The following is a 16,902-nucleotide window of genomic DNA, read 5'->3' on the forward strand; positions in this document are numbered from 1 at the left end:
CGTCCGGCTCAAACAGCAGGATGCTTGCACCCCTACGCTATCTCCTGCCCGCGGCAAGTACTCTGATCCGCCCAATCCCGGCAGAGGGACCCAAGTGGTTCACAGTGATGCATTTCCACGATTCAAGTCGGTTTGCTTCCAAGATCCAAGTTCTGCATACACAGATCCAATGCCTGGATCTCCATTTTTAAGCAGCAACCCTCAAAGCCCCCTCTAAAAGCCCCTGGTTTACAAGTTCTCGCTACAGATTGATGCCAATCATCAGTGTGTGAGTACTGCAAGCACGTTGATCATCAGTAATGTTTACTTTTGGGCTTTTTCAACTAGCCTCACTGCGATCAACCGCAGTGCCTCTTCAATCCATCTCAACAACTTGGCCGACAACAGACCCAGCCTACCAAGCGCCAAGCCTAGAAACGGCACACAGCCCCCGTCCCCTCTACAACCAGCACTTTCCCCCGTCCAAAATCGGTTTTTCTATATTTCTCCGTTGTGAGCCGCTTGGGGGCCGGGTCCAGGGGGGCGGGCGATTCAGACTGCTTGCCGCAGGCAGTTCTGATATCCGGGATGCAAGCCCTGTGCTGTTTGAGCCCGACGCTTGTGATTGGTCCGGGGGACCAATCACCGGGCGAGTTCACAGGGCGCCCGGATATCAGAATCGACAAGGGTACCGATGCGCAGCATCGGCAAGTAGTCAAGCCCGCCCCCCTGGACCCGGCCCCCAAGCGGCGTCCCCACACCGAGACACCCAACAAAAAAAAACCGATATCTCCAACCCTGGGGTCGGGCGAGATATCGGTTCAAAAGCCGGGGGCCTGTTCCCGGCGTGCTACCGTTTCAAAACGTGCTTCTAATTATTAATTCCAGAAGAACTCATCGCAGCCACCTCAATGCGCCGCAATCCACTCCAACAGTTCCTTCTCCCCTTGCCAAGGCTGACTACGATCCCCACTGGCAGCCCGCTCCTCGGCAACAAACTCGGGGGTAATGGCATCCTCCTCATTCCCCCACTCATGGCGAATAAAGCTCAACACAGCCGCCAGCTCCGCATCACTAAACTGCTCTGCAAATGCAGGCATCGCCCCCTGATATTCCTGGCCTTTCACCGTGATAGCCCCCGTAACCCCGTGCAGCACCAATTGCGCCAGTACCTTGGGGTCACCCTTCACCCACTCTGAATCCGCCAAAGGCGGGAACACCCCTGGCAAACCTTGCCCCGTCGCCTGATGACATGCCACACAGGCATTGGCATATAGCTGCTTGCCATCCGCAGATGCACTGCCAGGCGCAGGAGCCAGAACCGCCAAAGGACGCTGATCCCCCAAACGCGGAGAGCTGTTGGGCTGAGCCGAGACGATGTAATACACCGCCCAGGCCAGCAAGGCCAAAATCACCAGAATCACTATGCGCGGAATCGGGTTGTACTGCTCGTGGGGATCAGCATTCTCGCTTTGACGACTTTGAACAGGCCGGTTCATTCCTCACTCCCCACCACATCAGCACTCAAGATCGGATACACATGCTTGAGTGACTGCAAATACACCACCAGATCCAAGGCCTCCGGACGGGCTACCACCACCTTGCCCTCCGGTGCCACACCCGGCGGCAGACTCACGACGCGCTCGTCAGGCTGCACCTGATCCGGGTTCTTGGCTTCAAACAAGAAACGATAGGGAGGCATATTGCTGCCCGGCGAGTAAGCGCGCGGATCGTACAAGTGCCCCAAATGCCAATCCTGACTAGGCTGACGCACACCAATATTGAACAGATCCGGCCCGGTACGCATGGTGCCCAGCAAAGGTGGGTCGTCGTAGTGATAATCCCCGGCGACCGAAGCACGCCCCCAGCCACGGCTGGCATCCGCTACACCCGCGCCCGTTGTACTGGGCTGCTGCGTGTGACAAGTAATGCAGCCATTGCCCCGATACACCGCCCGACCCCGCACTTCCTGACTGGTATAAGGCGACAAACCTTCAGGAGCAGGCTCATCCTTCAACTGCAAAAAAGGCACCACAATCATGGCGGCCGTTGCCAAGGACAAGGTCACCATGGACCCGATGATCAACTTCAGTTCGTTTTCCATGACCTTAAACCTCCAGCTCAGCGGTACGGCGCACTGCAACCGAGCGGGACTCGGTCAAGGCAAACGCACCCGACTTCACAATCATCAGCAATACGTGCAGGGCGAAGACCAGATGGCCCAGCGTCATCATGGCGCCGCCAATAGAACGGCCTTGCAACCAGGGCATGGTGACTGCCACCGATTCCATAAAACCACGGGCTGGATCCAGCAAGGCCAAACCTTGCAGCACGCCACCAATGCTGAGCGTGATCATGTACACGGCAAAGCCAGCCACCACCAGCCAGAAGTGCCAGGAGATCAAGGCAGGCCGGGGCCAGGCCGTGTTCAGAATGCGAGGCAAGGCAAAGTACACTCCGCCGAAAATCACCATGGTCACAAAGCCGTACATACCCAGATGAGCATGAGCCACCGTGAAGTGCGTGAAGTGTGTAATGGAGTTCAGCGAACGCAAGGCCTCAGCAGAACCTTGCAAGGACGCGACGGTGTACATCATGGCGCCAAAGACAATAAAACGCAGAACGGGCGAGTGACGCAGCGCACTGAAATGCCCCTTCAACGTCAAATGCTGGTTAGCCGAGAAGGCCAGCACCGGAATCACCATCATCACGCTTTGCACGATGGACAAGGTAATCAGCCATTCAGGAATAGGACCACCAATCAAATGGTGCGCACCCACCTGTCCGTAGAAAAAGGCCAGCGTCCAGAAGCCCAGCAGCGACAAGTTGTAGGAGCGCACAGGGCGTCCAATGACTTTGGGCAGGAAGTAGTAAATAGCGGCAATCGACATGGGGGTATAGAACAGGCCCAACACGTTATGCCCGAACCACCAGTTCATGGTGGCTTGCTCCACCCCGAAGTGCACGCCAGGAACTTTGGCGACCAAATACAGGATGGGGAACCAGAACAGCGCCGCGCCGATGTACCACACCGACACGTACAAGTGCTTGACCTTGCGTTGCGAGAGCATCAAGGCCAGCGGCATACCGATCATCATGCCGCCAAAGGCGAACAGCACACCGATTTGCCAGGGGATTTCCAACCACTCCAAACCCGCATTCAAGCCAATGGCCAAAGCACCAATCCCCGCCACCAGCGCAGCATTCCAGACCAGACCGCCTACCATCACCAAACGGCCACCCAACAAAGGGGTTTGCAGCAAGCGCGGCAACATCCAGATCGTTAGCCCCAACAAGCCCATGGGTGCCCAGCCATATGCCACGCCGTTCAGGTGAATCGTGCGCAGACGGCCAAAGCTTAACCAGGAAACGTCACCCAGGAACTCGGGCCAGTGCAGTTTCAAGGAGCTGATCAGACCCGCAAACGAGGCCACCACCAGCCAAACCACCGCACAGACAATCAGTAAAAACGCAGGCATGGAACTGGAACGGTCGGCCTGTTCACGCGCCGCCATTTCAAACGCGCTGGTTTGCTGACCATGGTTCTCTGCAATATGGTCGGCCGCCGCCAGGCTTAGCGCCTGCCGTTGGGCAGCATCGGCCGAGGGTTCTTCGGGCTGGCCGATTTCGCCCTTGTGAAAAATAGTGCGCGCACCACTGACGTCAGCATCGAACAGGCCCTTGCGCAAGGACCAGATAAAGGCAAAAAGCCCGGCAATCGACAGGATGAATGCGGCAAGCAAAAGCGCCGTCGGGTTCATGGTATTCCTCTGATTAGATAGGCCCGCAGCCCACACGGGCACGGACGAAAACACCCGGCAAGGCTACCTGTCGGCACAGAGCATTCCAAGAATCAGTTAAAGCTTAAAAAACCCTATCAGTTGTCCTGAAAGCCCCGCAAATTGCCGTTTGCTTGTGCTTGAAGACATACCCATCAGATAATAAAAAAACCACATTTATTGAAATTACCGTATCAGATGGAGCACAGAAGGACATGAAACTGTACGAGACGCTGGCCAAGGAACTGGCCCAGGCCATTCTTGACGGCACAGTTGCCGCAGGCGAGCGCATGCCCTCTGTGCGTCAATTGATGGATAAGCACAAGATCAGTGCCTCGACGATTTTCCAGGCCTATTACCGCCTGGAAGCACAAGGCTTGATCAAGGCGCGCCCTCGTTCGGGCTACTACGTCTGCTCCAGCCTGGCGCCTCATACCTTGGAAGCGGACACGGCCTCCCAGCCACCGCTGCAAGCGACCAGCGTCAACAATAGCGACCTGATCATGGCGATCCTGCAATCCAGTTCAGAGCGCTCCGTAGCGCCTTTAGGCTCCGCTTTCCCCAGCCCTGTGCTCTTTCCTCTGGAACGCTTGGGCCGCTTCTTGTCTGCCAGTCTGAAACAGCAAGATCCCTGGGCCAGCGTGGACGATCTGACCCAAGGCCACGCTCCCCTGCGTCGCCAGATTGCCTTGCGCTATCTGGCTCAAGGCATGGCCATCAATGCCAACGATATTGTGATTACCAACGGAGCCCTGGAAGCGCTGAACCTATGTCTTGCAGCGGTAACTCAACCGGGTGACATCGTGCTGGTGGAATCGCCCACCTTTTATGCCGCGCTGCAATCGCTGGAACGCATGAAGCTGCAAGCACTGGAAGTGCCCACCCACCCGCGTGAAGGCATTGATCTGGAAGCGCTGGAACACGCGATCAAGCATCACGCCCCCAAAGCCTGCTGGCTGATGACCAACTTCCAGAACCCGCTAGGCAGCCTGATGCCCGATGCGAAAAAAGCCCAATTGGTCGAGCTGCTGGCCCGCTATGAAATCCCCTTGATCGAGGACGATGTTTACGGCGAACTGTACTTCGACACGGAGCGCCCCCGCCCCGCCAAAGCCTTTGACCGTCAAGGACTGGTGATGCACTGCTCCTCTTTTTCCAAAACCCTGGCACCCGGCTATCGCATCGGCTGGGCTGTGCCGGGACGCTATATACGTGAAGTCGCCCAGGCCAAGTTGACTACTACCCTGACGTCTCCCGTGCCCACCCAATTGGCCCTGGCCAGCTACCTGGAAAAAGGTGCGTACGAGCAACACCTGCGCCGTTTACGCACTCAACTAAAAAGCCAGTATGCGCAGTTCTCCAAAGCCTTGGGACGCTACTTCCCCGCAGGGACTCGGGCCACCCGCCCCGAGGGCGGCTACTTCCTGTGGGTAGAGCTGGAAAAAAGTGTGCAGACCTTGGAGCTGCATCGCCTGGCCCTGTCACAAGGCATCAGTCTGGCACCAGGCTCCATCTTTTCAACTACCCAAAATTACAGCCATTGCCTGCGTCTTAACTTTGGCCATCCATGGACAGAACACAGCGATCACGCACTGGAAATACTGGGTAATTTATGCCGACCATTGCCACTTAAAAAGTCATGAAGCGTAGGGCCTGGCGATAGAAAATAAGAATAGGCAAGTCATTGAATAACAAACGAAAAGACAGCATGATGACTCAGTTACATAACGCAACAACACTGTCTATTCAGGAGTTTTTGATGGCCCATACCTTACGTAGCAAGCTGATCGGTGTCTGGCAATTGGTGTCCTTTGATTTTGTCCCGGAAGATGGCTCGCCCAGCTATCCCGGACTGGGGCCTAATCCCATCGGTCAGCTGATCTATACAGAAACAGGTTATGTAGGGGCACAACTGGGCAGCAGCACCCGAACGGTACAAGACAGCTGTCAATCGCTATTGGATACGTATCTGGCCTACGCTGGGACGTTTGAAGTGGATGAGGCCACCCAGTGCGTTACCCACTTTGTTGATATGTCCCTGTACCCCGATTGGGTAGGGGTTCCCCAGCCACGACTGGCGCGCTTTACGCAAGGCGCTCTGGAACTGATCACCCGTGACCCCGTGGTAGTCGCCGGCAAATTGGGAGTGGGCACCTTGTTGTGGCACCGAGCCTGACCAGGCCAAGCAGACGCTCCCTCACTAGCGGCCAGCCCTTGCTGGCCGCCTCAGTTTTGAGCCTCGTTATCGAGCAGGCCCAGAAAATAATCCACAATCGCGTGTGCACGCCTGTCCTTACGCATGGCCAAGGACAAGGGAATCGTGAACTGACGCTGCTGCGGGTCCACCGCAATCATCTGGACCTTCTCTACCCAGCGAGCCGCCACGTGCTCGGGCAAGAAACCGATGTACTCCCCCGTCAAAATCAAAAAGGCGATCCCTTCCCGATCACTGGCCGTGGCAACACAATTCAGATCCTGGTGTTGTCCGATCGCCTCCGGGCTCATGCGATAAGCAGGCGCAATAGCCGCAGCCCGGCGCAAGGCTTCCTGAGACACTGTCCCTTTTTGCACCGCGGCAAACAAAGGATGCTCCCAGGAGCAATACAGAAAATAAGGTTCGGCATAAAGCGTGCGATATTCCAGCCCGCTCAAGGCATTAGTTTCAGGCAGCACGCCCATATGCAAGCGGCCATCCAGTAAACCACGCTCAATCTCACCCGGCGTACTCATGCTGATATGGACGCGCACCGCCTCACTGCTTTGGCGCAAGGCACGCAAGGCCGAGGTGATGTGCATATGAGGCTGCGAGATCAGGCTATTCATCAAGCCTATATTCAAGTCCCCCCGCAAACTGGAATGCAGCTGGTTCACCTCACTGCGGAAATTCTCCACCGCCGCCATCAAGGTTTCACTGGCCCGCAATACCTGTCGCCCTTCTTCCGTCAGAGCAAAACCCGCCCGGCCACGCTGACAAAGCCGGATTCCACCCAAACGTTTTTCCAGATCGCTCATATGCAAGCTAATGGCCGAACGTGTAATGCCCAGCACGCCTTCCGCGGCTGAAAAGCTACCCACTTGCGCTACTGTTCTGAACACACGCAGCAGACGCAAATCAAAATCGGAAACCTGCAAGAGTCCTTTGAGTTGCATATAGGTGAGTAAAACAATAAGTGAAGTTGAATAAAAACGTATTTTACTCAACAACTTAGCTGCCTACACTGGGGGTATTCACCGCCTTGAGGAGACCACCATGAACTCACCCTACTTTGCGCCACAGCAGATTGCCAGTGAACTCAATCTCCAGTCCCACTGGATGCCCTTTACCGCGAACCGACACTTCCAGCAGGACCCGCGCCTGGTGGTCAAAGCCGAAGGCAACTGGCTGTACGATCAGGATGGCCGCCAGATTTTTGACAGCCTGTCCGGGCTTTGGACTTGTGGTGCCGGACATGCTCGCCATGAAATCCAGGCCGCCGTGCATCGTCAACTCGGGCAACTGGACTACTCTCCCGCCTTTCAGTTTGGACACCCCGCTGCTTTTCAGTTGGCCGACAAACTGACGCAATACACCCCCGAGGGACTGGATCACGTTTTCTTTACCAACTCCGGCTCTGAATGTACCGACACGGTCGTCAAGATGGTGCGGGCCTACTGGCGCATCAAAGGCCAGGCGACCAAGACTCGTTTGATTGGCCGTGCTCGTGGCTACCACGGCGTGAACGTGGCCGGCACCAGCCTGGGAGGCATAGGCGGTAATCGCAAGATGTTCGGGCAACTGATGGATGCCGACCACCTGCCCCACGTACTGCAAGCAGACTGCGCCTTCACGCGCGGCCAGCCCGAAACAGGGGGCCTTGCCCTGGCCGACGAACTGCTGAAACTGATCGAATTGCACGACGCCAGCACCATCGCCGCCGTGTTTGTCGAACCCGTCTCCGGATCGGCAGGCGTACTGGTGCCACCTACCGGCTACCTGCAACGCCTGCGCCAGATTTGCGACCAGCACAACATTCTGCTGGTCTTTGATGAAGTCATCACCGGCCTGGGCCGCCTGGGAACCTATACCGGGGCCGAATACTTTGGCGTCACCCCCGACATCATGACCATGGCCAAGCAATTGACCAACGGTGCCATCCCCATGGGCGCGGTCGTTGCCAGCAAGGAAATCTACCAAACCTTCATGGGCCAGGACTTGCCACTGCACGCTGTGGAATTCAGCCACGGGCACACTTACTCTGCCCACCCCGTCGCCTGCGCCGCTGGACTGGCTGCCCTGGAGTTGCTGGAACAGGACAATCTGCTGCAACGCTCCGCTGAACTGGCTCCGCATTTTGAACAAGCCCTGCACCAGCTGCGCGACAGCCCGAATGTCATCGACATCCGCAACTGCGGCCTGGCGGGTGCCATTCAGCTCGCCCCACGTAATGGCGACCCCGCCATCCGCCCCTTTGAAGCGGGACTACAACTGTGGAAACAGGGCTTTTACGTACGCTTTGGTGGCGACACTCTGCAATTTGGCCCCACCTTTACCTCTACCCCCGAGCAACTCAACTCGCTCTTCGATGCGGTGGGAGGCGTCCTGAAGAACCTGGCTTGAACGCAGCAACAGGGCGGTCATGGAAAGACCGCCCCACACACCAACCAAGACCTGGAACAGGGCCTAAAGGAGACAGCCGCTGTAAACCAGGCTGTAGCCTCTGCTCCAAACACGACAAAAGCGCCATAATAGGATTTTTGCCCCACAAGCATCGTTCAGCGCCATGAGTCCATCCCGCCCCGCCGTTTTTGCACAAGCCCCTATTGGCGTGTTTGATTCGGGCGTGGGTGGATTGTCCATCTGGCGTGCCCTGCGCCAATCCCTGCCCAACGAGCATCTGCTCTACCTGGCCGATTCCCAATACGCTCCCTACGGAGACCGATCCCCCGAATGGATTGTGGAGCGTACCCTGCAAATGACTCAATTGCTGGTAGACCAGGGCTGCAAGGCGCTGGTCATCGCCTGCAACACCGCCACACTGGTAGCCGCCCCCGCCCTGCGCTCCAGGCTTTCCATCCCCATCATCGCCATCGAACCCGCCATCAAACCCGCTGCCACCTTGAGCCGTAGCCGTAGCGTCGCCCTGATGGCCACCAGCCGCACCCTGGACAGCAGCGGCCTGCAAAGCCTGATTGACCGCTATGCCAGCGATGTGGAAGTCATACGCATTCCCTGTCCAGGGCTAGCCGACCGGGTCGAGGCCCTGCAACTGTCAGGCCCGGAAATCGAAGCAGAACTCAAAGAACGATTGGCCCCCGCCCTGCAAAGCCAGGCCGATACCCTGGTCCTGGGCTGCACACACTACCCCTTTCTGCGTCCCACAATCGAAGCCATCAGCGGCTCGCGCTTCCATATACTGGAACCGTCCTTTGCCGTCGCCGCCCAAGTGCACCGTCGCCTGGAGCAGGCCAACTGCCTGAACACACAAGCCCAAGCAGGCAACAGCGCCTTCATCAGCAGCGCCCCCGTGGACCAAGCCCAAAAAGTCATCCAAGCCCTGACAGGACTGAGCGAACCCACCATGCTGGCATTCCCCATACATTCGCTAAACGTGCTGTAAAAACGGCCTCTACTCAATCTCTCGCCATGTTCAATAAGAGCAGCTTGAATTGGCTGCTCCAGCTAATTGACCACTAGCTTTAGCGGTCCACCGCCCCCCATTCACCCTCTCCACTCGACTCGACTCAGCGTTCGAACTGACGTGATGACATGACGCCCCTCCCCCCGGACGGTTTTAAAGTCAGCCCGAACAACAAGCCTGCCCCATCGCAACTCAAACCAGCAACCCACCCAAACAAAGACTCCAGACCTCACTCTTGAAGCCATTGAGAGCTGCTCGGGGTGCTGGCACAGGGGCGCGGGGCGAGTCAGACCACTTGCCGCAGGCGGAGTGACGATCGGGGATGCAAGCAGCCTGCTGCTTGAGCCCGACGCTTGTGGTTTGTCCGGGGGACAAACCACCGGGCGAGTTCAGGCTGCGCCCCGATTGTCACTCTGCCAAGGGGACCGACGCGCAGCGTCGGCAAGTGGTCCGCCCCGCGCCCCTGTGCCAGCACCCCGAGTAGCGGCCTACGAAGAGTGCTCTGCCCCCCACTCTGCAGCAACCAACGCCCCCAAGCCTGCTCCACCTTCAAGCTCAGCAAACAACAACAACAACAACAACAACAACAACAACAACAACAACAACAACAACAACAACAACAACAACAACAACAACAACTTTGAGCCTAAAGCATAAAAAAACGCCTAAAACCCCGCCAAACCACGCCACCGTAACAAACCATCCATCAAGCCGCCATATGCCTGCCAAGCCGCAGCCAGACAGCCCTTGAGCCCCCCTGCTCCCACCCCCGCCCGACCCTTCACATAAAACACAATCCAATCATCGGCGGATTTGCTGATCCGTTCACAGGGCAGTCATACGCCCTTCCTACACTGCCCGCAGTCCTGATCCGATGCCAACTGAGCAGCCCACCCCCACGCCCAGTCTGGCCTCTCTTTTCACTTTTCTACACGAGTGGCTGTATGACCTTCTCTCCCCGTCTTCCCAAGTCCCCGGCATTGCAGCGCATGCAGCAAGCCGGGCTTACTCTGTCCATGGCCCTGCTGCTAAGTGCTTGTAGTGGTGGCTCCGGCGGCAATGATGGCTCCACCAGTCCTGGCGTGGACCCGGAACCCCCTACCGTTGAACCGGGCGACAAACCCCAGGCCCTGGGTGGCAAAAAAGCACTGATCGTCACCATCGACGGTTTGAGCTACGAAGCCTTGCTGCAAGCCCGTCAGGCCGGCCAGCACCCCGCCCTGAAATCACTGACCATCGCCCCCGCACAAACCGGCGGCTATGTCGGCACCAGCAGCGAACAGCGCACCCTGCCCGTCCCTGGCTGGGCCTCCCTGATCACCGGCGTTTGGGCAGACCAGCACGGCCTGCGTGGCGTAGGCACTGCCGCTCCCACACTGAGCGCCCCCACCCTGCTAGCCCTGGCTGACAAGCAGCCCCAGGCCGCCATGGCCCTGAGCGCCGCCGACTACCGCAAGCTGCTGGGTGAAGACCTGCAGGCCGGACGCATCGTCGAAGCGGCCAACTGCACCGATTCCGACAGCTGTGTCAGCGAGCAAACCGAAAAATACCTGCAGCAAGGCAAATCCCTGATCCTGGCCCAAATCCAGGCTCCCGCCCGTGCCGCATCCCAGGGTGGCCTGGGTGGCCAGGCCTACCAGCAAGCCGTGCAAGCCTCGCTGGCCTCCGTGGACAAACTGTTTGCCCTGATCGAAAAACGCAAGCAGGCAGACGCGTCGGAAGACTGGCTGGTCATCCTGACCACCAGCTATGGACTGGACGAATTTGGCGGCACCACCGGCTCGCAATTCAACCGCAACAAGACCAGCTTCATCGCCACCAACAAGACACTGGCCTCCCTGCCAGCGGCTGACAGCCCCATCACCAGCACCACAGACATGAACACCCTGGCGGCTGTCATCGACATTGCCCCCACCGTGCTGTCCCACCTGGGCATCCAAAGCGAACAGTACCGCTTCCGTGGCTCACCACTGCAAGCTGAAACTCGTGTGCGCAACGTGTCCTTCAGCAAACCCGCCGACAAGAACATGGTGGACCTGAAATGGGTACTGGATGGTGACGCCTCGCAGGAAATCCAGGTCATGCGCGACGGCAAGCTGATCGCTACCCTGCCTGCCGGCACAACCCAGTACTCCGACCCAATGCCCACCTCGGACACCGAGCAGATCTACTCGCTCTATTACTCGATCCAGACAGGCAAGGCAGCGTCCGCCCTGAAAGCAGAAGTAGGTTACAAGCCCCCACCCAAACTGGCTGACACCCTGAAAAACGGCCTGCAAAGCTACTACACCTTCAACGCCCAGCCTTTTACCGACAGCAAGGGTGGCAGCAGCCTGCAAACCTCCACCCCATCCGTGCCCGCCGGCCAACTGATTGCCGCCGACTTCCTGGACCCCAGCACCGCCAAAGGCGGCCTGCGCATCCTGGGCAGCAATGTTGATGCCAATGGCAACCGAGGCTACCGCCTGGCCATGAGCCGCGACCTGTTCTCCCTGAGCAGCGTGCCCAAAATGACCATCGGCTTCTGGTTCCGCACCCCCGACAACTGCCAGGGTTACGGCGCTTCCATCATGGCCAACAAGAACTACGACTCGGGCAACACCGCCGGTTTTGCACTGGGCCTGTTCAACTCCGGTGGCTGCGATATCCGCTTTAACACCGGCTACGGCGGTGGCCGTAATGAAAGCCAAGGCTACAACGTCACACCCAACGAGTGGGCTTATGTTGCCGTCGTGATCGACAAGACAGATGGCCGGATGCTGGGCCACGTATTCGACCCCAAGAAAGGGGCGCAATTTAGCTCCGTAGCCCTGGAAGCCCGCACGATCCAGGCCCTGGGCGGCACTGGCACGGGTGAACTGGGCTTGAACGAAGACGTTACCGGCCAGTACTACAAACGCTGGGGACGCAGCGACATCAACATGGACTTTGGCGAGCTGGCCATCTGGGATCGTGCCCTGAGCACGGACGAGCTGACCAGCATCTATGAATCTCGCCAACCTTTGTCCAGCCTCCAACCCTGATCGCCACGCAAGGACTTTTCATGACTCCCAAGAACACCTCACTTACCTTCGAGCGCCTCAAACGCGCATCTGTCTTGCTGATGTTCTGCGGGCTGCTGGCTGCCTGCGGCAGCGGCGGCGGTAGCGGCTCGGATGACACCGGCTCGCCGGAAGGACCGACCGAACCGGGCAAGCCCACTCCAGAACCTGCGCCGCAACTCAAATGCGCCCCTTGATTGATTAAGAGATTAAGCACAATGACTTCACGCCGCACATTCCTACGCAACATGACGGGTGCCAGCCTGGCAGCCGGCTCTCTGGCCGCCTTTCCTCCCAGCATCCGCAAGGCGCTCGCCATCCCGGCCAATAACAAGACGGGCACCATCAAGGACGTAGAGCACATTGTGGTTCTGATGCAAGAGAACCGCTCCTTTGATCATTACTTCGGCACCCTGAAAGGCGTACGTGGTTTTGGTGACCGCTTCACCATTCCACTGCCCAATGGCCGCAACGTCTGGCAGCAAAATGTCAGCTCGACCGAAACCGTGATGCCTTATCACCTGGACAGCACCAAAGGGAATGCCCAGCGCGTCAACGGCACCCCGCATTCCTGGTCGGACGGCCAGGCGGCCTGGGACCACGGCCGCATGGCTTTCTGGCCCAAGCACAAGAACCGCCACTCCATGGGCTTTTATCGCGAAGCCGAAGTGCCCTTCCAGTTCGCCATGGCCAATGCTTTCACCCTGTGCGATGCCTACCATTGTTCCATGCACACGGGCACGAACTCGAACCGCATGTTCTTGTGGACCGGTACCAATGGGCCCTCGGGCAGCGGCGAATGTACGGTGAACAACGCCTGGGACAGCCTGGGCCCCTCGCTACTGGGTTACGAGTGGAAAACTTACCCCGAGCGTCTGGAAGAAGCCGGCATCAGTTGGAAGGTGTACCAGAACCTGCCTGACAACTTCACCGACAACTCCTTGGCAGGTTTCAAGCAATACCGTCGTGCCAACGAGAAGTCCGGTCACCCGCTGACTCACCCACCCTACGAACCCTCGGACAATATCGGTAATCCGCTGTACAAAGGCATCGCTAACACCATGCCCGATGGCGGTTTCTTTGGCCAGCTGCGTAAAGATGTAGAAGAAGGCAATCTGCCCCAGATCTCCTGGGTGGTGGCGCCCGCCAATTACTCCGAACACCCAGGCCCATCAAGCCCGGTGCAAGGTGCCTGGTACACCCAGGAACTGCTGGATGCTCTGACAGCCAACCCCGAGGTCTGGAGCAAGACCGTACTGCTGGTCAACTTTGACGAGAACGACGGCTTCTTTGACCACGTGCCTTCGCCCTCCGCGCCATCCATTGATCCGGTCACCGGCAAGCCCGCAGGCAAAACGTCCTTGAGCGAAGACGAAATCGCGTTCGAATACTACAACTACCCCAGCCCCAAAGGTCTGTTGGGCCAGCCCCCCCGTGACGGCAAGGTCTTTGGCCCCGGCGTGCGCGTGCCCATGTACGTGATCTCCCCCTGGAGCCGTGGCGGTTGGGTGAACTCGCAAGTGTTTGATCACACATCCGTCATCCGCTTCATGGAAGAACGCTTCGGTGTGATGGAGCCCAATATCAGCCCCTACCGCCGTGCCGTGTGTGGCGACCTGACTTCGGCCTTCAACTTTGCCAGCCCGAACGACGAGCCGCTGCCTACCTTGAACGGCCGTCGCAGCCGTCAGGAAGCCGACTCCATCCGCAGCGCACAAGAGCGCTTGTCCCAAGTGCCTCAGCCCGTGGACAACCAGCGTATTCCCGTACAGCAAACCGGTGTGCGTCCATCGCGTGCCCTGCCTTACGAACTGCACGTCAGCGCCCGTTGCGACAGTGAAAAAGGCGTACAACTGCTGTTCTCCAACACAGGTAAGGCCGCCGCTGTTTTCCACGTCTACGACAAGCTGAACCTGGACCGTATCCCGCGCCGCTACATGGTCGCTCCCGACCAGATTCTGGACGATGTGTGGGACGTACAGGCAAATAATCTGGGGCACTACGACCTGTGGGTACTGGGCCCGAATGGTTTCCACCGCCACTTCCGTGGTGATGTCAGCGTATTGAGCCAGCCCGAAGCCGCCCGTCCAGAAATTCGCGTTTGCTACGAAGTGACCAAGGGCGACATCTATCTGGAAATGATGAACGGCGGCCAGTCTGCCTGCACCTTCACCATCCAGTCCATGGCATACCGCGAAGACGGCCCATGGGAAGTCACCGTGGAACCAGGCAAGCAAGCCAAGCAATCCTGGGTTCTGAAATCCAGCGGTCACTGGTACGACTTTGTGGTGCGCAGCAACAGCGACCCAAGCTACTACCGTCGTTTCGCTGGCCGCGTGGAGTTTGGCGAGCACGGTGTCAGCGATCCGGCTCTGGGCATTCCGGCTTACCTGTAAGACTTAAACGCTGTGCATCTATAGTTCTCTATCGTCTGACTATGTGTGCGTGCGCACCACGCACACGTTTTGCCCCGATGCCTTTGCTTGGCATCGGGGCTTTTTTTTATTGATTGTGAGTGATGTCAAACGGGATCTGAAAGCCCGCTGACCCAGCAAGCTTAGCGGGAAAAGCGCGACCGTAGATTCAAGCCAATGTAATGCCTTCTACGTTGCCGCTTTCTTTTCGTCGCCACTCTTTCCTCTTTGACCTGGACCGGTATCCGGGCGCTGCCCAACTCCACAACCGCGCGCAAAACAGCAGAGTAAGCAGTACGGGCAGGCAAGCAAACGTCAGCCCCTGCATACATAGCACGCTCACTGGACAAGGGGGACTCATCGGCCAAAAACAGAATGCCAACATTATCCAGCTGCCGCATCGCGGAAATAACGGCGTACACATCAAACGCGCTCTCGCCCTCCCCGTCAATAATCAGAATGCGCAAGCGCTTTCCGAAAGTGGCAAGGTCTGTAGGACTGGTTGCTACCGTCGTGCACACCCCGGAGCCGGCCAAATAATCATGCAGGGCCAGCATATCGCCCACACGCGATGATGCAGGCTGTGCAATCAGGAGAAAAACCACATCAAAATCATACATAGGGCGCGATACGCAGTCCTGTTATCACCGACCACCCTGCATCAATTTAATAATGGCCTGTGTATGCTGGGCGTTCTGGGTTCCGATCAGCAAACGCCCATCAGAAATCGTTTCACTGATACGAGCCACACTGACCAACTGCCCCTGCACACTCAAGAGCAGATAATGCCCTCGTGCCTGAGCCGTGACACTGCGCAGTTTGCTAATGCCGTTCTGGTTCATCTCCAGTAGCAAAAACGTACCTTGATCCTGAGTGGTTACTGGCGTAACGCGGTGCAGATCGGATTGCGTCAAAACAGGCTGGGGCAGCGCATACAGCGAGGTCCCCCCCACATCCACGGCCACCAAGGGCGCTTCTGCTTTCTCTTGCGCCAAATGCAGGGTAATAACAGTTTGAGCTTGGGCACGTGAGGCCGTCGGTGCCGCCGTGCTGGCATTGGTCGAACCACCCGCGCCTTGCATGACAGGCGGTGCTGGATCTACAGGTTCGGAAATATGACGAGGCATGGTTTGCTGACAAGCAGCCAGGCCACCAGCCAGAATCAACACCGCTAATTTGTGCAGAATATTCATTGTTTTCTCGATCACGGCACACACCCGGCCAAGACGGGTGCGTGCCTGGTTGCCGCATCCAACTTAACGTTGGCCTTGAACTTCGATATCGACCCGACGATTCGGTGCCAGGCAGGCAATCAAATCACTGCGATTGGGCTGATCACACTGCACAAGGGGGCGGTCCTGACCAAAGCCTTGCGTCACAATTGCGGCGGCTGGAATGCCCTGGGCGGACAAGGCCTGTCGTACCGTCTGGGCACGTTGTTGCGACAAGCGCTGATTCGATGCCGCACTTCCAATCCGATCTGTATGGCCGGAAACCGTCACCCGTTCGATGTCGGACATTTGCTTGAGCTGGCCGGCAATATCACGAATCGTGCTCAGACCGGCGCTGGTCAAGGTCGCACTGCCAAACGCAAAGGCCACGTCCCCGGAAAGCGAAAATGGCTGAATGGTTGTGGTTTTCGGCGCCGCATCCAGAACAGAAGCACACTCACCAGGCTTCCAGTAAAAGCTGCGACCCAGCTTGTCCTGATCAAACAGCACCTTGAACTGACAAGTCTTGATGCCCTGTGCCGTGTTGAAGTGGAACAGGTAATCCCACTCGCGAACCTTGAAGCCTTCGGCAAAGTGCGGACGACCCAGCAGGTCATACAGCTGATCGCGAGTCACGCCTTCCCGGACCTGACGCAGATTGTCGATATTCGGGTAAGAGCCCGTGTGAAAAGTCGCTTTATCCACTTCCGGAAACACCGGGTTTTCCGTGTGGCCCTCCGAGTCCACCTGACTCAAGGTTCCGCAACCAGCAAGCACCAGACTGCCCAGCAAAGCAGCCCCAAACCAATTTTTCTTCATGATCTGAATTCCTTCAAAAGTGTGTGCTGTGCATCGGCGCC

15 protein-coding genes are annotated in these 16,902 nt (G+C 57.8%); 7 read left to right on the forward strand and 8 right to left on the reverse strand.

The features are described 5' to 3' along the window. Window positions 1-887 precede the first annotated feature (887 nt). The 3 genes from OSH04_RS19000 to OSH04_RS19010 are packed head-to-tail and all read right to left on the reverse strand — an operon-like array spanning window position 888 to window position 3,740. A complete protein-coding gene (locus tag OSH04_RS19000) occupies window positions 888-1,478 on the reverse strand; it encodes a c-type cytochrome (RefSeq protein ID WP_083053171.1) in 591 nt (196 codons plus the stop codon). Next, a complete protein-coding gene (locus OSH04_RS19005; protein WP_035271983.1) occupies window positions 1,475-2,083 on the reverse strand; it encodes a cbb3-type cytochrome c oxidase subunit II in 609 nt (202 codons plus the stop codon). The genes OSH04_RS19000 and OSH04_RS19005 overlap by 4 nt, the downstream gene beginning before the upstream one ends. Window positions 2,084-2,087: 4 nt before the next feature. Next, entirely contained in the window at window positions 2,088-3,740 is a 1,653-nt protein-coding gene (locus OSH04_RS19010; protein WP_266109072.1) for a cbb3-type cytochrome c oxidase subunit I, read from the reverse strand. Between the two features lie 233 nt (window positions 3,741-3,973). On the opposite strand from OSH04_RS19010, the gene OSH04_RS19015 reads away from it, so the two are divergent. Beyond that, a complete protein-coding gene (locus OSH04_RS19015; protein WP_035271980.1) occupies window positions 3,974-5,401 on the forward strand; it encodes an aminotransferase-like domain-containing protein in 1,428 nt (475 codons plus the stop codon). A gap of 116 nt (window positions 5,402-5,517) precedes the next feature. After that, window positions 5,518-5,934 carry a lipocalin-like domain-containing protein gene (locus OSH04_RS19020; RefSeq protein WP_035271977.1) on the forward strand — a complete coding sequence of 139 codons (417 nt, stop codon included), beginning with the start codon at window positions 5,518-5,520 and terminating at the stop codon, window positions 5,932-5,934. A gap of 50 nt (window positions 5,935-5,984) precedes the next feature. On the opposite strand, the gene OSH04_RS19025 is transcribed toward OSH04_RS19020, so the two are convergent. Further along, the gene (locus OSH04_RS19025) at window positions 5,985-6,908 is read right to left on the reverse strand and encodes a LysR family transcriptional regulator (protein ID WP_266109073.1); all 924 of its coding nucleotides are present in this window, start codon (window positions 6,906-6,908) and stop codon (window positions 5,985-5,987) included. Between the two features lie 100 nt (window positions 6,909-7,008). Here OSH04_RS19025 and OSH04_RS19030 point away from each other — a divergent pair, with 100 nt between their 5' ends. Together OSH04_RS19030 and murI are read left to right on the forward strand one after the other, a co-directional pair. Next, window positions 7,009-8,355 (forward strand): aspartate aminotransferase family protein, encoded by a 1,347-nt coding sequence (locus OSH04_RS19030; RefSeq protein ID WP_035271971.1) that lies wholly within the window; start codon window positions 7,009-7,011, stop codon window positions 8,353-8,355. Window positions 8,356-8,518: 163 nt separating this feature from the next. Further along, on the forward strand, window positions 8,519-9,355 hold the full coding sequence (gene murI / locus OSH04_RS19035) for a glutamate racemase (RefSeq protein ID WP_035271969.1): 837 nt from the start codon (window positions 8,519-8,521) through the stop codon (window positions 9,353-9,355). A gap of 576 nt (window positions 9,356-9,931) precedes the next feature. Here the strand turns inward: murI and OSH04_RS19040 are convergent. After that, entirely contained in the window at window positions 9,932-10,105 is a 174-nt protein-coding gene (locus OSH04_RS19040; protein ID WP_266109074.1) for a hypothetical protein, read from the reverse strand. Between the two features lie 215 nt (window positions 10,106-10,320). Between OSH04_RS19040 and OSH04_RS19045 the strand changes: the two genes are divergently transcribed. The 3 genes from OSH04_RS19045 to OSH04_RS19055 are packed head-to-tail and all read left to right on the forward strand — an operon-like array spanning window position 10,321 to window position 14,813. Then, the gene (locus OSH04_RS19045) at window positions 10,321-12,399 is read left to right on the forward strand and encodes a LamG domain-containing protein (protein ID WP_251197178.1); all 2,079 of its coding nucleotides are present in this window, start codon (window positions 10,321-10,323) and stop codon (window positions 12,397-12,399) included. Between the two features lie 20 nt (window positions 12,400-12,419). Further along, window positions 12,420-12,614 (forward strand): hypothetical protein, encoded by a 195-nt coding sequence (locus OSH04_RS19050; RefSeq protein ID WP_035271967.1) that lies wholly within the window; start codon window positions 12,420-12,422, stop codon window positions 12,612-12,614. Window positions 12,615-12,635: 21 nt separating this feature from the next. After that, window positions 12,636-14,813 carry a phosphocholine-specific phospholipase C gene (locus OSH04_RS19055; RefSeq protein WP_035271964.1) on the forward strand — a complete coding sequence of 726 codons (2,178 nt, stop codon included), beginning with the start codon at window positions 12,636-12,638 and terminating at the stop codon, window positions 14,811-14,813. 161 nt (window positions 14,814-14,974) lie between these two features. Here OSH04_RS19055 and OSH04_RS19060 read toward each other — a convergent pair whose 3' ends face one another. The 3 genes from OSH04_RS19060 to OSH04_RS19070 form a co-directional block, all read right to left on the reverse strand. Beyond that, window positions 14,975-15,451, reverse strand: coding sequence for a hypothetical protein (locus tag OSH04_RS19060; RefSeq protein WP_035271962.1), 477 nt, complete (start codon window positions 15,449-15,451; stop codon window positions 14,975-14,977). 24 nt (window positions 15,452-15,475) lie between these two features. Then, the gene (locus OSH04_RS19065) at window positions 15,476-16,024 is read right to left on the reverse strand and encodes a SecDF P1 head subdomain-containing protein (protein WP_035272160.1); all 549 of its coding nucleotides are present in this window, start codon (window positions 16,022-16,024) and stop codon (window positions 15,476-15,478) included. 63 nt (window positions 16,025-16,087) lie between these two features. Further along, window positions 16,088-16,861, reverse strand: coding sequence for an OmpA family protein (locus OSH04_RS19070; protein ID WP_266109075.1), 774 nt, complete (start codon window positions 16,859-16,861; stop codon window positions 16,088-16,090). Between the last annotated feature and the right edge of the window lie 41 nt (window positions 16,862-16,902).

The sequence above is a fragment of the Alcaligenes nematophilus genome, assembly GCF_026344155.1.
Taxonomy (GTDB): Bacteria; Pseudomonadota; Gammaproteobacteria; order Burkholderiales; family Burkholderiaceae_B; genus Alcaligenes; species Alcaligenes phenolicus.

Excerpts from the sequence above, each read along its gene's own strand:
- OSH04_RS19000 (WP_083053171.1), bottom strand. The coding sequence starts at position 1,478 with ATGAACCGGCCTGTTCAAAGTCGTCAAAGCGAGAATGCTGATCCCCAC.
- OSH04_RS19005 (WP_035271983.1), bottom strand. The coding sequence starts at position 2,083 with ATGGAAAACGAACTGAAGTTGATCATCGGGTCCATGGTGACCTTGTCC.
- OSH04_RS19010 (WP_266109072.1), bottom strand. The coding sequence starts at position 3,740 with ATGAACCCGACGGCGCTTTTGCTTGCCGCATTCATCCTGTCGATTGCC.
- OSH04_RS19015 (WP_035271980.1), top strand. The coding sequence starts at position 3,974 with ATGAAACTGTACGAGACGCTGGCCAAGGAACTGGCCCAGGCCATTCTT.
- OSH04_RS19020 (WP_035271977.1), top strand. The coding sequence starts at position 5,518 with ATGGCCCATACCTTACGTAGCAAGCTGATCGGTGTCTGGCAATTGGTG.
- OSH04_RS19025 (WP_266109073.1), bottom strand. The coding sequence starts at position 6,908 with ATGCAACTCAAAGGACTCTTGCAGGTTTCCGATTTTGATTTGCGTCTG.
- OSH04_RS19030 (WP_035271971.1), top strand. The coding sequence starts at position 7,009 with ATGAACTCACCCTACTTTGCGCCACAGCAGATTGCCAGTGAACTCAAT.
- murI (WP_035271969.1), top strand. The coding sequence starts at position 8,519 with ATGAGTCCATCCCGCCCCGCCGTTTTTGCACAAGCCCCTATTGGCGTG.
- OSH04_RS19045 (WP_251197178.1), top strand. The coding sequence starts at position 10,321 with ATGACCTTCTCTCCCCGTCTTCCCAAGTCCCCGGCATTGCAGCGCATG.
- OSH04_RS19050 (WP_035271967.1), top strand. The coding sequence starts at position 12,420 with ATGACTCCCAAGAACACCTCACTTACCTTCGAGCGCCTCAAACGCGCA.
- OSH04_RS19055 (WP_035271964.1), top strand. The coding sequence starts at position 12,636 with ATGACTTCACGCCGCACATTCCTACGCAACATGACGGGTGCCAGCCTG.
- OSH04_RS19060 (WP_035271962.1), bottom strand. The coding sequence starts at position 15,451 with ATGTATGATTTTGATGTGGTTTTTCTCCTGATTGCACAGCCTGCATCA.
- OSH04_RS19065 (WP_035272160.1), bottom strand. The coding sequence starts at position 16,024 with ATGAATATTCTGCACAAATTAGCGGTGTTGATTCTGGCTGGTGGCCTG.
- OSH04_RS19070 (WP_266109075.1), bottom strand. The coding sequence starts at position 16,861 with ATGAAGAAAAATTGGTTTGGGGCTGCTTTGCTGGGCAGTCTGGTGCTT.